The sequence below is a fragment of the Roseateles saccharophilus genome, assembly GCF_031458095.1.
GTDB classification, from domain to species: Bacteria; Pseudomonadota; Gammaproteobacteria; order Burkholderiales; family Burkholderiaceae_C; genus Pelomonas; species Pelomonas saccharophila_A.
The window spans coordinates 2,454,300-2,467,905 of sequence record NZ_JAVDXU010000001.1 but is presented as its reverse complement, the minus strand read 5'-3'; the positions used below and the strand labels follow the sequence as shown (position 1 = coordinate 2,467,905).

Sequence of the window (13,606 nt, the reverse complement as noted above, 5' to 3'; positions counted from 1 at the left end):
AGGGAGGGGTGATGAAAGCTTGGTTCTGGATGGCCGCCTTGCCCGCGGCGCTTGTCATGTCCTCGGCCCACGCCGCCGAGGCCCTGCCGGCCTTCGAGATGGTGAGCGTGCCGGCGGGCTGCTTCGACATGGGCTCGCCCGTGCACGAGAAGCATGAGCGGCCGGTGCACAAGGTCTGCCTCAAGACCTTCGAGATCGGCAAGGTCGAGGTGACTCAGGCGCAATGGCGCGCCGTGATGGGCACCGGCCCCTCGCAGTACAACTGCGGTGACGACTGCCCGGTGGAACGCGTGTCCTGGAACCAGGTGCAGGAATTCATCCAGAAGCTGAATGCCCAGGGCCGCGGCGGCTATCGCCTGCCTTCCGAGGCGGAGTGGGAATACGCCTGCCGCAGCGGCGGCAAGGAAGAGACCTGGCCGGGCACGTCCTCGGCCGACGAGGTCGAGGGTATCGCCTGGTACGGCAAGGACGCCGCCGGCCATCAGACCCATCCGGTGGGCACCAAGAAGCCCAACGGGTTGGGCATCCACGACATGGCCGGCAATGTGTGGGAATGGGTGCAGGACAAGTTCGTCACGCCCTATCCCACCGAGCCCGGCAACAACCCGGTCATCGAAGCGGGCGGCGAAGACAAGCGCGTGACGCGTGGCGGCTCCTTCCATGGCAAGGTCAACTACGTGCGCTGCGGCCTGCGCAACCGCTACAAGGCTGACCTGACGGACGGCCGCATCGGCTTCAGGCTGGCGCGCGACAACCCCTAAGCCGACCGGCGGGCCTTGCCGGTTTCGATCCAATAATTTCGCCCGGTTCATATTCAAGGAGGACGAACATGACTGCATTCAAGACGACGCTGGTCGCCATCAGCCTGGGGCTGGCTCTGGGCGTGGCCCAGGCGCGTGACGAGCCGATGTATATGCCGGAGCGCATGAGCCTGGCGGGCAAGCCGGAGATCACTCAGGCCAAGCTTCACGACGCGCTGGTACGTGCCGGCGCACGACGCAACTGGATCGTCATCAACGACGTGCCCGGCGAGCTGACGTTCAAGTACAGCCGCCAGGGCAAGCATGAGGCCACCGTCAAGGCGACCTACGACGCCACCGGCTACCAGCTGGCCTATGTCAACAGCTACAACCTGAACGCCGATCCGGACAAGCAGCGCATCCACCCCACCTACAACACCTGGATCCGCAACCTCAGCAACGACGTCGCCATCGAAGTCTCGCTGATCGGCAACAAGTAAAGCCCGTGGGCTGGGCCTGCGTCGCGCCGCTGCAGCAGGCCCTGGCCGTCGTCGGTGACGACATCGCCTGGCTGAGCGCGGCGGAGCGCGAGCGTTGGGCCGGCTTCTCGGGCATACAGCGGCGTCGGCAGTTCGTGGCCGGCCGCTGGCTGGCGCGGCGGCTGCTGGCCCATGTCGGGGCCGGCGCAGCGGAGCTGGGCCTGGAGCCCGACGGCCGCTGCAGTGCTCCGCCGCCCTGGCGCGTGTCCATCAGCCACAGCGGCGACTGGATAGGCGTCGCGGTCGCCGCCGCCGGCCTCGCGGGCCTGGACCTGCAGGTCGAAAACCCCGGCCGGGACTGGCGAGCGTTGGCCGCCTTCGCCGGCCTGCAGCCTTGCCCCGATCCCGCCTATTTCTACCGGCACTGGACGCTGGCGGAGGCCTGGCTGAAGGCCCATCCCGACATCCACAGCCTGTCCGCCCTGCGCGGCCTGCGTTGGCAGCCCGATGCGGTCGGCCCGGCCTGGCATGGCCAGGTCGGCGATCTGCACTGGGCCTTTGTCGGCGCCGCGGCGCCCGAATGGGTGACGGGGCTGTTGCCGCAGAGCCTGCGGCCCGCGGCAGGCGAGGGCTGGGCGCCGCTCAGCGTGGCTTGACGGCCACCGCGTTCAGCAGCGTCTCTTCGCGCACTTTGGGCACGCCGAAGCCCAGCCATTCCAGGGCGCCCAGATCCTTGCGGCTCCACCACAGATAGGGCGTGCTGATGCGCTCCTCGCTCAGCTCGAAGCCGGCGGCGCGCAGCATCTCGAGGAACTCCGGCGCGCTGCGCTGCACATGCATGGGGTGGCGGAACAGCAGCCGGATGATCCAGCTGTGGATATAGGCCCGCGTGCTTTCGGCCAGCAGCAGGCGGCCGCCGGGCTTGAGCACGCGGAAGACCTCGGCCAGGGCCGTGGTCTGGTCGACGATGTGGTGCAGGGTCTGGTGGCAGAGCACCAGGTCCACCGAGGCGTCGGGCAGCGGGATGCGCTCGGCATGGGCCTGGTGCAGGCTCACCGGCACGCCGCAGGACTCGCGCATGGCAGCGCAGCGCTGGGCGAAGTCGGGCTCGGGGTCGAGGGCGTGGATCTGGCTGGGCTTGAAGCGCTGTGCCAGCTCGGGCAGGGAGTGGCCCTGGCCGGTGCCGATGTCCAGCACGACGCCGCCGCTCGGCACCTCGGGCGCCATGCGCTGCAGGTCGCTGAGGGCGCGGCCGAGCACATGGATGCGCCAGGTGGCGGTGGAGAGGAACCACAGGCCGAAGCGCGTTTCGGGAACGAAGGCCGGAGCGCGGGTTGCGACCGAGGAAGGCTGGATGGAATTCATGTTGGCTTGTGGCTGAGGGCGCGCGGTGTGCCTGGCGGTCACTCCCTGTCCGGGCGTCCGCTGGCGATGATAGGGGCAGGCAGTTGGGCCGCTTCGGTCCCATCGGCCCAGGCGATGCGGCCGCGCACCAGCCGCAGCAGCAGCTTGTGCCCGATCTTGAAGTTCCAGTTGAAGCTGGTCTGCAGCACCACGACGGCCATGCGGCTGTCGCGGTGCAGGCCGACATAGGCGGTGTGGCCCACGGCCATGCCGACCTGGTTGGTGATGGCAATGCCATCGAAGTCATCAGTGACCCAGGCAATGCCGGGCGCGTCTTCGGGGCGCGGCGTGCGCACGCGCAGGTTGTCGGCCAGCAGGCGGTTGAGATGACCCGCGTCGGCGTCCAGGTGGGCGACGGCGAAATCCAGCAGGTCGGCCGCCGTCGAGTACAGCGCGGCCGAACCCTGCATCGCGGCGGGAAACTGCCAGTCGTTGACGGGCCGGCCGCGCGGCATGAAATAGGGCTGGTCGCCTGCATGGCCCTGGGCGCGATGGGCGGGGCCGGGCTCCAGGCCGGTGTGCGCCAGCTGCAGCGGCGCCAGCACCTTCTCGGCCAGCAGCGGGCCGAAGGGGCGCCTGGTGCGGGCCTCGATGGCCATGCCGATCAGCGCATAGCCGATGTTGGAATAGGCCGGTTCGGGATGGGGCGGTGGCGTGAAGCCGGCCATGAAGCGCGCCAGGCCTTGGGCGTCCAGCACCTCGTAGAAATTGCTGCCGGTGAAGGTGAAGCGCAGCAGGCCGGTGAACAGGCTCAGGTCGGTAGGCTGGCGTGGCAGGCCGGCGCTGTGGGTGGCGAGCTGCAGCAGCGTCAGGCGGGCGGCCTGCGGGGTCAGGCGCAGCTGGGGCAGCAGTTCGGCCAGGGTCTCGTCCCAGCGCAGCTGGCCCTCGTCCACGAGGACGCTCAGCAGCGCGCCGGTATAGCCCTTGGTCAGGGAGCCGATGGGGAAGAGGGTGTCGGGCCCGAGGGGCGCGCCATCGGTTTCGCCCAGGCCGTAGCTGAAGAACTGCCGGCGGCCGTCGGGCGTGGCGACGCCGACGATCAGCCCCGGCGTCTCGCGCCCGGCCAGCACCGGCTGCACCAGGCGATCGACACCGGCGCGCAGGGGTTCGCGCGGCAGCACGGCGGCGGCGGGCTCGGGCTCCTGGTGGGTCATGTGGCCGCAGCCGCCGAGCAGAGCCAGCAGCAAGAGCAGCACAGCGGCGCGTCTCATGGCTTGAGCCTCAGCAGCGACTGCCAGAAGCCGGGGATGTGCTGGACGGGATCTTCCGCGTTCACGGTCCGCGCCAGCGCGATGGCCTCGACGTCGTCGTCCTGGCCATAGAAGGGGCGGTCCGCGACCCGCAGCCCCTGCTGGCGTGCGCTGTTGAGCAACAGTTGCAGGTATTCCGCCAGGTGCTCGGCCGTGAAGGGGTTGGGGTCGTGGAAGGTCACGACGACCGGGATGACGCCCTGCACCACCGGCAGCTCGCCGGCGAGCACGCGCGGCCGCAGCAGCTCCATCTGGTATTTCATGTGCTGCTTGCGGCGCGGGCTGCCATAGGGCGGGAACAGCTTGCCGTCGTTGGCGGTGACGTCGGTCAGCAGCGCGCGCAGGCCGGCGTCCGCGTAGGCGCCCAGCGTGCGGTCGTCATAGGCCCACATCGGGGGGCGCACGACACGCGGCACGACGCCGAGATCCGCGTGGTCGGCGAGGCCGGTCTTCAGCGTCTCGCCCAGCACGTCTGCGCTCATGCTGAGGTGGTTGGAGTGGCCCGGCGTCGCGGTATGGAAGCCCAGCACATGGCCCAGCGCCAGTTCGCGCTGCATCAGCTGGCGGCCCTGCGGTGTGCCGCCGCCGTTGGCTGCCCGTGTCTGCACGAAGAAGATGGCCTTGATGCCGGGCTGCACCGGGTTGCGCGCGAGCGTGCCCAGCACCTGCTCGGTGGGGTTGGGCGCGCTGCGGATGCTGGGACCGTCGTCGAAGGTCAGCAGAAAGCGCAGCGGCGGCGTGTCTGGGCTGGTGGCCACGCGATGGGCTGCCGATCGGCAGCCGCCCAGCAGCGCCAGGGCTGCCAGCACGAGGCAGGAGAAAAGGGTGCGCACGGGACCGTCTGGCCCCGGGGCGGGGCGCGGTTTTTTTGGACGCGCGATTTTATGGAGGTCGCTGCAGCCGCCACCCCTAGCAAACAAGGGGGTGGCTGGACGGACAATGCCGGCCCATGACCGACGACCTCATCACCCTGCAAAGCCCGGACGGGGCCAGCGCGCGACTCAGCCTGCATGGCGGCCATCTGCTGTCCTGGAAGCCTGCCGGAGCCTCCGAACAGCTTTATCTGTCGCCCCGCAGCGAATACGTGCCGGGCAAGGCCATCCGGGGTGGCGTGCCGGTCTGCTTTCCGCAGTTCTCCGACCGCGGCCCCCTGCCCAAGCATGGCTTTGCGCGGACGCTGCCGTGGGAGCTGGTCCAGCAGCAGCAGGGCAAGGACGACGCGCTGGTCGTCATGCGCCTGCGCGACAGCGAGCAGACGCGGGCGATCTGGCCCCATGCCTTCGAGCTGGAATTGAGTGCCCGCATTGGCGGCCGCACCCTGGACATCGAGCTGGCCTGCGAGAACCTGGGCGAGGCGCCGCTGCAGTTCATGGCCGCCCTGCACACCTATCTGCGCGTCGCCGACCTGGACGCGGTCAGCGTCGAGGGCCTGGCCGGCCTGCGCTACTGGGACAGCATCAAGCAGGCCGAGGCCCTGCAGCGCATGGACCTGCTGCTGACCGGCGAGAAGGGCGTGCTCGACCTGGACCGCATCTATTTCGGCGTCAAGGACAGGCCGCTGCTGGTCAGCGAAGACCGCCGCCAGGTGGCGGTGCGCCAGCAGGGCTTCGAGGACGCGGTGGTCTGGAACCCCGGCCCCGAGCGCTGCGCCAAGCTGGCGGACATGCCGCCCGAGGGCTGGTCGGAGATGCTCTGTGTCGAGGCCGCCTGCATCGGTCGCCCCATCGAACTGCAGGCCGGCGAGAGCTGGGTCGGGCGCCAGAGCCTCGAGTTGCTATAGATCGCGGCGCCTCGTCAGCAGGGGCGCGTCGGGAAGTTCGTTGAGGCGTCGCGTGGCGTCGCCCGCATCATGCGGAAAGTGGGCCGCCAGCAGCGCGTCCACGGCGGCGATGGCGTCGTTCAGGCCGGGTTCGAAGCGGCCGGCTCGAAAGGCGTCGCCCATCGTGTCCACCAACTGCTGCCAGAGGCCGGCGTCGACGCGCCGCGCCAGCGCGCGGTCCGCGACGATCTCGATGCGGTGCTCGGCGAGCAGCAGATAGATCAGCACACCGTTGTTGTGCTCGGTGTCCCAGACGCCCAGTTTGGCGAACATCGCCAGCGCCCGTTCGCGCACCGGCGCGTCGCGCCAGAGGTAGCTCAGCGGCAGGCCGGCCTCGACGCAGATGCGGATTTCACCGCTGTGACGGCGCTCGCTGTCCGCCACGCGCTGCTGCAGCCGCGCCAGAGCCTCGGCGGGCAGCACGCGGTGGGCATCGTCGTCGTCCCACATCCGGTGGCGGATGAGGCGCTTGAGGGACGACAGGCTCGCCATCACCAGCCCCCCGAAGCGCCGCCGCCGCCGAAATTGCCACCGCCGCCGGACGAGAAGCCGCCTCCGCCGCCTCCACCGCCGCCGAAACCCCCAAAGCCACCACCGCCCCAGATGACGGGCGGCATCAACACACCACCGCGGCGGCCGCGCCGCGCCGCGCCCATACCCAGCACGCCGACCAGCAGCAGGGCCACGACCGCCGCGATGCCCGCGGTGATGACGCTGCCGCCGAAGGCCCAGGCCGCCGCACCCGCGGTGCCGGCCGTGGCCAGGCTGCCCAGCCGGCGGCCGAGCATGCCGGTCAGCAGCATGCCGACGACGGGCACGCCGATGAAGAAGATCAGGCCGAGGTCCTGGAAGCCGAAGCCTTGGGCAGCGCCGCCGCCGCGCGGCGCCGAGGCGGGCGCGGGCAGGCCTTCGCCGGCGATGCGCGCCTGAAGCCGCTCGATCGCCGCGCTCAGCCCGCCGGCATAGTCGCCGCCGCGAAAGGCCGGCGTCATCGCCTGGTCGATGATCTGCCGCGCGGCGAGATCGGGCACCGCGCCCTCCAGCGCCTTGGCCACCTCGATGCGGATGCGGCGGTCATTCTTGGCCACGACGATGAGCAGGCCGTCGCCCACGTCGCGGCGGCCGATCTTCCATTGATCGGCCACGCGCTGGGCATAGGCGGCGATGTCTTCGGGTGCCGTCGTGGCGACCAGCAGCACGACGATCTGCGGCCCCGAAGCGCTCTCATAGGCGGCCAGCTTGTCCTCCAACGCCTGGCGCTGGGCCGCGTCAAGGGTGGCGGTCTGGTCCACGACGCGCGCGCTCAGCGCCGGCACCTTCTGCACCTCCTGCGCGGACGCGAGGGCCGCGGCCAGCACCAGCAGCAGGGCGGTCAGCCAGCGCATGGCGGCCTTACTTGGAAGCAGCGGGCGCCGCCGGCCGGCTGCTGCCGAAGTCCACCGTCGGCGCCGTCGTGATGGCCGCCTCGTTCTGTACGGTGAAGCTGGGCTTGGCCTTGTAGCCGAACAGCATGGCCGTCAGGTTGTTGGGGAAGCTGCGTGTGTGCACGTTGTAGGCCGCCACGTTCTGGATGTAGCGGTTGCGCGCCACGGTGATGCGGTTCTCGGTGCCTTCCAGCTGCACGCGCAGGTCCTGGAAGCCCTGGTTGGCCTTGAGGTTGGGATAGTTTTCGGTGACCACCAGCAAGCGCGACAGCGCGCTGCTCAATTCGCCCTGGGCGGCCTGGAACTTCTTCAGCGCCTCCGGATCGTTGACCAGTTCGGGGGTTGCCTGCACGCTGGTGGCGCGAGCGCGCGCCTCGACCACGCGAGTCAGCGTCTCCTGTTCGAAATTGGCCTCCCCCTTGACCGTGTTGACGATGTTGGGAATCAGGTCGGCGCGGCGCTGGTACTGGCTCAGCACCTCGGCCCAGCTGGCACTGACCTGTTCGTCCAGGCTCTGGAATTGGTTGTAGCCGCAGCCAGACAGGCTGGCCGCGACGGCCACGGCGGCAAGGAGTCGGGTCATGGTGCATCTCGTTGCAGGAAAGACCCGACATGCCGGCAAGCGGCGCTCCCGCCTGCCGTCAGGGCGGGCCAAGGCCAGCAGGGATAATTTGGCCATGTTCGCCCCCCTGCAAAACGACACCTTCCTGCGCGCCTGCCTGCGCCAGCCCACCGAACACACGCCCATCTGGCTAATGCGCCAGGCCGGCCGCTACTTGCCCGAGTACCGCGCCACGCGCGAGAAGGCCGGCAGCTTCATGGGCCTGGCCACCAACACCGACTACGCCACAGAGGTGACGCTGCAGCCGCTGGAGCGCTTCCCGCTGGACGCGGCCATCCTGTTCAGCGACATCCTGACCGTGCCCGACGCCATGGGCCTGGGCCTGTCCTTCCAGCAGGGCGAGGGGCCCAAGTTCGCCAAGGTCGTCCGCGACGAGGCCGCCGTCGCGGCGCTGGAAGTGCCGGACATGGACAAGCTGCGCTATGTCTTCGACGCGGTCACGTCCATCCGCAAGGCCTTGAACGGCCGCGTGCCGCTGATCGGCTTCTCGGGCAGCCCCTGGACCCTGGCCTGCTACATGGTGGAGGGCGGCGGCTCCGACGACTACCGCCTCGTCAAGAGCCTGATGTACGCCCGCCCCGACCTGATGCACCGCATCCTGGACGTCAACGCGCGCTCGGTGGCGGCCTATCTGAACGCCCAGATCGAGGCCGGCGCCCAGGCCGTCATGCTGTTCGACTCCTGGGGCGGCGTGCTGGCCGATGGCGCCTTCCAGCAGTTCAGCCTGGCCTATTCGCGCCAGGTGTTGAGCCAGGTGAAGACCGAGCACGCCGGGGTGCGCATCCCTCGCATCCTCTTCACCAAGGGTGGCGGCCTGTGGCTGGACGAGATCGCCGCTGCCGGCGCCGATGTGGTGGGCCTGGACTGGACCATGAACCTCGCCAGCGCGCGCGCCCGCGTGGGCGACCGCGTCGCACTGCAGGGCAATCTCGACCCCAATGTGCTGTTCGCGCCGCCCGAAGCCGTGCGCGCCCAGGCGCGGGCCGTGCTGGACAGTTTCGGCAAGCCCGCCGCCGGCCATGGCCATGTCTTCAACCTCGGCCATGGCATCAGCCAGTTCACGCCGCCCGAGAGCGTGGCAGCCCTGGTGGACGAGGTGCATCAGCACTCGCGCCGCCTGCGCGCGGCGGCCTGACAGGGCCGTCAAATCTGCACTTCGCAGATGACTTATCCCCAAAAATTGGGGGGCGAGGGCGCCGCGCTGCAGTTGGTGCGGCGCACCTAAGAGTTTTCCCGAATTCGTGCTAAGTGCTTGATTTTCAAGGCGGTGCACAAAAAGCGGCGGCGAGCGAATTTGGGGCTGCCTGACTCGTTTTCGTTCGCGGCCGGTCCACCCGCGCCACTTTGCTCACAAACTTATCCACAGAAATTGTGGGCAACCCAAGAGCCTTTCAAAATCATGCACTTGCAGCCGACTGCTGAGCCACTGCTTCACAAGAAGCGCGGAGCTGCGCATGGCTGAAATGGCAGGCGCCCTCACGGTGCGAGTCGCCGTCGACGCGCCCCAGCACAGCGGTCTGAACGGCCCGCTTGACTACGCCAGTGAGCAGGCGCTCGCATCGGGCACCCTGGTGCGGGTGCCGCTGGGCAAGCGCGAACTTTTGGGCGTGGTCTGGCCGGGCGGCGAGGCGGCGGCCGAAGTGGCGCTGCGGCCGGTGGCGGCCGTTTTCGACGCGCTGGCGCCGCTGGGCGACGACTGGTGCCGGCTGCTGGATTTCGCCGCCGGCTATTACCAGCGCAGCGTCGGCGAGCTGGCCAGCGCCGTGCTGCCGCCACAACTGCGCGAACTGTCGCCCGAACAACTGGCGGCGCGGCTGCGCAAGCTGGAGCGCAAGGCGGCCAAGGCCGTCGCCGTGCCCGAGCCGGTCAAGCCCGAGCTGGCGCCCGAGCAGGCCCACGCGGTCGAACGCATCGCTGCGCAGATAACCGGCGGCGAGCGCAAGCCGCTGCTGCTGTTCGGCGTGACCGGCAGCGGCAAGACCGAGGTCTATCTGCGCGCCGCCGAGGCCGCCCTGGCCGCCGGCCGCCAGGTGCTGGTGCTGGTGCCCGAGATCAACCTGACGCCGCAACTCGAGGCCCGCTTCACGGAGCGCTTCGCGGCCCTGCTGCCGGAGCCCCTGGCCATCGTCTCCCTGCACAGCGCGCTGACGCCGGCCCAACGCCTGCAGAACTGGCTGGCTGCGCATCTCGGCCGCGCCCGCCTGGTGCTGGGCACGCGGCTGGCGGTGTTCGCGTCCCTGCCCGAGCTGGGGCTGATCGTCGTCGACGAGGAGCACGACCCCTCCTACAAGCAGCAGGACGGTGCCCGCTATTCGGCGCGCGATCTGGCCGTCTGGCGTGCTCATGATCTGCGCATCCCCGTCGTGCTGGGCTCGGCCACGCCGTCGCTGGAGAGCTGGCAGCACGCCGAGAGTGGCCGTTATGAGCGCCTGACCCTGGCCGCCCGCATCGGCGGTGGCGCCCTGCCCAGGGTGAAGCTCTTCGACATGAAGTCGCTGCCGGCCACGGCCGGCGTGACGACGGCCCTGACCGCGCCGCTGCTGGCCGCGCTGAAGGAGAGGCTGGACCGCGGCGAGCAGAGCCTGGTCTTCCTGAACCGCCGCGGCTATGCGCCCGTTCTGCATTGCGGCGAATGCCAGTGGAAGAGCGACTGCCCGCATTGCAGCGCCTGGCGCGTCTTCCACAAGCGCGACCGCACGCTGCGCTGCCACCACTGCGGCTTCACCGAACGCGTGCCCAGCGCCTGCCCCAACTGCGGCAACCACGACATCGCCCCCATCGGCCGCGGCACCGAGAAGCTGGAGGAGCAGCTCGGCGAGGCCCTGCCCGGCGCGCGTGTACTGCGCATTGATGCCGACTCGACGCGGCGCAAGGGCGAGCTGGAGGCCCAGCTGCAGGCTGTTCACGATGGCGACGTCGACATTCTCGTCGGCACGCAGATGATCACCAAGGGCCATGACTTCCGGCGCATCCGCTTCGTCGCCGCGGTGAACCCGGACGGCGCCCTGTTCAGCAGCGACTTCCGCGCGCCCGAGCGCCTGTTCGCGCTGCTGATGCAGGCGGGTGGCCGCGCCGGCCGGGACGCCTCGGGTGAGACCCCGGCCGAGATGTGGGTGCAGACCTGGCACCGCGACCACGCGCTTTATCAGGCCCTGGCGCGCCACGACTACGAGCGCTTCGCCCGCGACCAGCTCGCCGAACGCCGCTCGGCCAGCCTGCCGCCCTTTGCCCATCTCGCCCTGCTGCGTGCCGAGGCACGCACGGCGGAGGCCGCCAAGGCCTTCCTGGACGCGGCGGCGGGGCTGCTGCAGGACGAGCAGGTGCTGGTCTATCCGCCGGTGCCGCATGCCGTCGCCCGCGTGGCCGATGTGGAGCGCATGCAGATGCTGGTGGAGGCCACGCAGCGTGCGCGGCTGCAGGCCTTTTTGCGTGCCTGGGTGCCTGAACTGATCGCTCTGAAGCGCGAGCACAAGGCGGTGCTGCGCTGGGCCGTGGACGTGGATCCTCTAGCCATCTGACCACGCCAGAATGCGGCGATGGGCACCCATCGCCGCCACCTTCTCCAACTGTCCCTCGCCGCCGGCCTCGCGCCAGGTCTGTTGCGCCATGCGCATGCCGATGTGGCGCCGCGCTTTGCGCTTGGCATCGCCTCCGGCCACCCGAGTGCTGACGGCATGGTGTTGTGGACTCGCCTGACAGGGGGCGACCTGCCGGAGCGTGTCGAGGTGCGTTGGGAGGTCGCCGGGGACGAAGCCTTCAAGCATCGCGTTACCGCGGGCACCGAGACCGCCGAAGCTGGCTGGGGCCACTGCGTGCACGCCGAACCCGCGGGACTCAAGCCCGGCCGCTGGTACTGGTATCGCTTCGAGGCCCTGGGCCAGCGCAGCCCGGCCGGCCGCACGCGCACCACGCCGGCCGCGGATGCGCTGGAGCCGCTGCGCTTTGCCATCGCCAGCTGCCAGCGCTGGGACCACGGTTTCTTCGCCGCCTGGCGCCATATGCTGGCCGAGGAGCTGGACCTCGTCATCTTCCTGGGCGACTACATCTACGAATATGGCGGCGCGCCGGGTCGCGTGCGGACCGTCGAGGGGGGAGACGCGGTGACGCTGGCCCAGTACCGGGCCCGCTACGCGCAGTACAAGTCCGACCCCGCCCTGCAGGCCATGCATGCCGCCTTGCCCTGGCTGTTCGTCTGGGACGACCACGAGGTCGAGAACGACTATGCCGGCCTGCGCGGCGAGAAGATCGCCCAGGACTTCCCCGCCCGCCGCGCCGCCGCCTACCAGGCCTACTGGGAGCACCAGCCCCTGCCCAAGGCCTGGCGCCCGCGCGGCGTGGACATGCGCATGCATGGGCGGCACGCCTGGGGGCGGCTGGCCGTCATCCATGCGCTGGATGACCGCCAGTACCGCGACCCGCAGCTGTGCACCAAGGCCGGCAAATACGGCAGCAACACGCTGCCGCTGCGCGAGTGCCCGGAACTGCTGGACCCGAAACGCACGCTGCTCGGGGCCGCCCAGGAACGCTGGCTGGCCGAGGGCTGGGACGTGACACCCGGGCGCTGGAATCTGGTGGCGCAGCAGACGCTGATGGCGCGCATGGACTGGAGTGCGAAGGAGCCGACTTACTGGACCGACGGCTGGGATGGCTATGCGCCCGCGCGCAACCGGCTGCTGGGCACGGTGCGTGAGCGCCAGGTGCCCAATGTTGTCGTGCTGGGCGGCGACGTGCACAGCCATATCGTGGCCGACCTGAAGGCAGACTTCGACGACGCCGACGCGCCGACCGTGGCCAGCGAGTTCTGTGGCAGCTCCATCAGCAGTTGGGGCGGCAAGCATTCCCAGGATGCGCTGCGGGCGGTGAACCCGCATCTGCACTATGCGCGCAGCGACCAGCGCGGCTATATGGCCTTCAAGCTGGACGCGCGCGAAGGCCTGAGCGCCTCGGTGCGGACGCTGGACGATGCGCTGAAACTGGAGAGCGGCATCACGACCACTGCGCGTTTCGCCGTGGCCCCGGGCCGTCCGGGCGTCCTGTCGGCTTAGCGACGCGTCGGCACGGGCGCGGCAAGTGCGGCGGCCAGGGCCTGGGCGCGGCGCGCCTCGGCCTGCTTGCGCAGCGAGCGCGGCAGCAGCAGGCAGCCCGCCAGTGCAGCAAAGGTCAGGGCCAGGCTACCGGGCTCGGGAACGCGATGGAGGCTGACGTTGTCCAGATTGCCGCCCAGGCTGTCGCTGGCGCCGGTGGACGCGAAGCTCAGCAGATTGCGGCCGGCCTGGGCTGTCAGGCTGAACCGGTATTCCGTCCATTCATTGCCGCTGCCGCCGAGGCCGCTCAAGGTGGCGCCGAGCTGCACGCCGTTCCAGAAGGCCTGCACGCCATTGGTCGATGCGGCCTGGAATTCGCGCGGCGCGTACCAGAAGCTCAGCTCGTAGCGGGCGCCGGCGCTGAGGTTGTCCAGGTACTGGCCAATGGTGGTATTGCCGTTGGTGTCCAGCTCGATGTAGTTCAGGCCGTCCTGGGCCTTGCCCGCGATGTTGTTGCGGATCTCGAAACCCGTGCCGGGGCCGGCCAGCCAAGTCCAGCCCGGCGTCGTGCCGACATTGACCCAGCCGCCATTGGCCACGGTCGTGCCCTCGAAGCTGCCATTGACGAGCAGATTGCTGGCCGGCACAGGGGCGGCGAGGGCGGTGCTGCCGAAGGCGATCAGGGCGAGCAGGGACAGGGCGCGTTTCATCGGCGGGCAGGGGCTTGGAGTGATTGGCCGCGATTCTTCGGCCTGCCCTGCCGGGCACCGGGTGCAGAGTTCACACCCGCACGAACAACCCCCTCAGGCCGGTGTGCGGCCTGTGAAGCATTTCACTGAAAACG

At 69.8% G+C, this 13,606-nt stretch carries 14 protein-coding genes; 7 read left to right on the top strand and 7 right to left on the bottom strand.

What is annotated here, in order from left to right; translation table 11 throughout:
• The first annotated feature begins 11 nt into the window (after window positions 1–11).
• The 3 genes from J2X20_RS11270 (at window position 12) to J2X20_RS11260 (ending at window position 1,875) form a co-directional block, all read left to right on the top strand.
• The gene (locus tag J2X20_RS11270; protein ID WP_310264499.1) at window positions 12–761 is read left to right on the top strand and encodes a formylglycine-generating enzyme family protein; all 750 of its coding nucleotides are present in this window, start codon (window positions 12–14) and stop codon (window positions 759–761) included.
• A gap of 68 nt (window positions 762–829) precedes the next feature.
• Complete coding sequence (locus tag J2X20_RS11265) at window positions 830–1,240, top strand: hypothetical protein (protein ID WP_310264497.1); 411 nt, start codon at window positions 830–832, stop codon at window positions 1,238–1,240.
• A gap of 5 nt (window positions 1,241–1,245) precedes the next feature.
• Entirely contained in the window at window positions 1,246–1,875 is a 630-nt protein-coding gene (locus J2X20_RS11260; RefSeq protein WP_310264496.1) for a 4'-phosphopantetheinyl transferase family protein, read from the top strand.
• On the opposite strand, the gene J2X20_RS11255 is transcribed toward J2X20_RS11260, so the two are convergent.
• Genes J2X20_RS11255 through J2X20_RS11245 form a run of 3 tightly spaced genes read right to left on the bottom strand, consistent with a single transcriptional unit; the run spans window position 1,862 to window position 4,706 of the window.
• Entirely contained in the window at window positions 1,862–2,584 is a 723-nt protein-coding gene (locus tag J2X20_RS11255) for a class I SAM-dependent methyltransferase (RefSeq protein ID WP_310264494.1), read from the bottom strand. The two genes, J2X20_RS11260 and J2X20_RS11255, sit on opposite strands and share 14 nt — an antisense overlap.
• A 38-nt stretch (window positions 2,585–2,622) precedes the next feature.
• Entirely contained in the window at window positions 2,623–3,834 is a 1,212-nt protein-coding gene (locus J2X20_RS11250) for a serine hydrolase domain-containing protein (RefSeq protein ID WP_310264492.1), read from the bottom strand.
• Entirely contained in the window at window positions 3,831–4,706 is an 876-nt protein-coding gene (locus J2X20_RS11245; RefSeq protein WP_310264490.1) for a polysaccharide deacetylase family protein, read from the bottom strand. Before J2X20_RS11245 ends, J2X20_RS11250 begins: the two co-directional genes overlap by 4 nt.
• Before the next feature lie 116 nt (window positions 4,707–4,822).
• Between J2X20_RS11245 and J2X20_RS11240 the strand changes: the two genes are divergently transcribed.
• Window positions 4,823–5,653, top strand: a complete 831-nt coding sequence (locus tag J2X20_RS11240; RefSeq protein ID WP_310264488.1) for a D-hexose-6-phosphate mutarotase — start codon at window positions 4,823–4,825, stop codon at window positions 5,651–5,653.
• Here the strand turns inward: J2X20_RS11240 and J2X20_RS11235 are convergent.
• Genes J2X20_RS11235 through J2X20_RS11225 form a run of 3 tightly spaced genes read right to left on the bottom strand, consistent with a single transcriptional unit; the run spans window position 5,648 to window position 7,699 of the window.
• Window positions 5,648–6,184 (bottom strand): TPM domain-containing protein, encoded by a 537-nt coding sequence (locus J2X20_RS11235; protein ID WP_310264484.1) that lies wholly within the window; start codon window positions 6,182–6,184, stop codon window positions 5,648–5,650. The genes J2X20_RS11240 and J2X20_RS11235 overlap by 6 nt on opposite strands.
• Window positions 6,184–7,077 carry a TPM domain-containing protein gene (locus J2X20_RS11230; RefSeq protein ID WP_310264481.1) on the bottom strand — a complete coding sequence of 298 codons (894 nt, stop codon included), beginning with the start codon at window positions 7,075–7,077 and terminating at the stop codon, window positions 6,184–6,186. Before J2X20_RS11230 ends, J2X20_RS11235 begins: the two co-directional genes overlap by 1 nt.
• Before the next feature lie 7 nt (window positions 7,078–7,084).
• Complete coding sequence (locus J2X20_RS11225; protein WP_310264479.1) at window positions 7,085–7,699, bottom strand: LemA family protein; 615 nt, start codon at window positions 7,697–7,699, stop codon at window positions 7,085–7,087.
• A gap of 94 nt (window positions 7,700–7,793) precedes the next feature.
• On the opposite strand from J2X20_RS11225, the gene hemE reads away from it, so the two are divergent.
• The 3 genes from hemE to J2X20_RS11210 all read left to right on the top strand — a co-directional run bounded on the left by hemE (window position 7,794) and on the right by J2X20_RS11210 (window position 12,783).
• Window positions 7,794–8,873: a uroporphyrinogen decarboxylase gene (hemE, locus tag J2X20_RS11220; RefSeq protein ID WP_310264477.1), complete on the top strand. Its 1,080-nt coding sequence runs from the start codon at window positions 7,794–7,796 to the stop codon at window positions 8,871–8,873.
• Between the two features lie 328 nt (window positions 8,874–9,201).
• Window positions 9,202–11,256 (top strand): primosomal protein N', encoded by a 2,055-nt coding sequence (locus J2X20_RS11215; RefSeq protein ID WP_310265154.1) that lies wholly within the window; start codon window positions 9,202–9,204, stop codon window positions 11,254–11,256.
• Window positions 11,257–11,274: 18 nt separating this feature from the next.
• On the top strand, window positions 11,275–12,783 hold the full coding sequence (locus tag J2X20_RS11210) for an alkaline phosphatase D family protein (RefSeq protein WP_310264474.1): 1,509 nt from the start codon (window positions 11,275–11,277) through the stop codon (window positions 12,781–12,783).
• Here J2X20_RS11210 and J2X20_RS11205 read toward each other — a convergent pair.
• Window positions 12,780–13,472 carry a carbohydrate binding domain-containing protein gene (locus tag J2X20_RS11205; RefSeq protein WP_310264471.1) on the bottom strand — a complete coding sequence of 231 codons (693 nt, stop codon included), beginning with the start codon at window positions 13,470–13,472 and terminating at the stop codon, window positions 12,780–12,782. The genes J2X20_RS11210 and J2X20_RS11205 overlap by 4 nt on opposite strands.
• Between the last annotated feature and the right edge of the window lie 134 nt (window positions 13,473–13,606).

Excerpts from the sequence above, each read along its gene's own strand:
- J2X20_RS11270 (WP_310264499.1), top strand. The coding sequence starts at position 12 with ATGAAAGCTTGGTTCTGGATGGCCGCCTTGCCCGCGGCGCTTGTCATG.
- J2X20_RS11265 (WP_310264497.1), top strand. The coding sequence starts at position 830 with ATGACTGCATTCAAGACGACGCTGGTCGCCATCAGCCTGGGGCTGGCT.
- J2X20_RS11255 (WP_310264494.1), bottom strand. The coding sequence starts at position 2,584 with ATGAATTCCATCCAGCCTTCCTCGGTCGCAACCCGCGCTCCGGCCTTC.
- J2X20_RS11250 (WP_310264492.1), bottom strand. The coding sequence starts at position 3,834 with ATGAGACGCGCCGCTGTGCTGCTCTTGCTGCTGGCTCTGCTCGGCGGC.
- J2X20_RS11240 (WP_310264488.1), top strand. The coding sequence starts at position 4,823 with ATGACCGACGACCTCATCACCCTGCAAAGCCCGGACGGGGCCAGCGCG.
- J2X20_RS11235 (WP_310264484.1), bottom strand. The coding sequence starts at position 6,184 with ATGGCGAGCCTGTCGTCCCTCAAGCGCCTCATCCGCCACCGGATGTGG.
- J2X20_RS11230 (WP_310264481.1), bottom strand. The coding sequence starts at position 7,077 with ATGCGCTGGCTGACCGCCCTGCTGCTGGTGCTGGCCGCGGCCCTCGCG.
- J2X20_RS11225 (WP_310264479.1), bottom strand. The coding sequence starts at position 7,699 with ATGACCCGACTCCTTGCCGCCGTGGCCGTCGCGGCCAGCCTGTCTGGC.
- hemE (WP_310264477.1), top strand. The coding sequence starts at position 7,794 with ATGTTCGCCCCCCTGCAAAACGACACCTTCCTGCGCGCCTGCCTGCGC.
- J2X20_RS11215 (WP_310265154.1), top strand. The coding sequence starts at position 9,202 with ATGGCAGGCGCCCTCACGGTGCGAGTCGCCGTCGACGCGCCCCAGCAC.
- J2X20_RS11210 (WP_310264474.1), top strand. The coding sequence starts at position 11,275 with ATGGGCACCCATCGCCGCCACCTTCTCCAACTGTCCCTCGCCGCCGGC.
- J2X20_RS11205 (WP_310264471.1), bottom strand. The coding sequence starts at position 13,472 with ATGAAACGCGCCCTGTCCCTGCTCGCCCTGATCGCCTTCGGCAGCACC.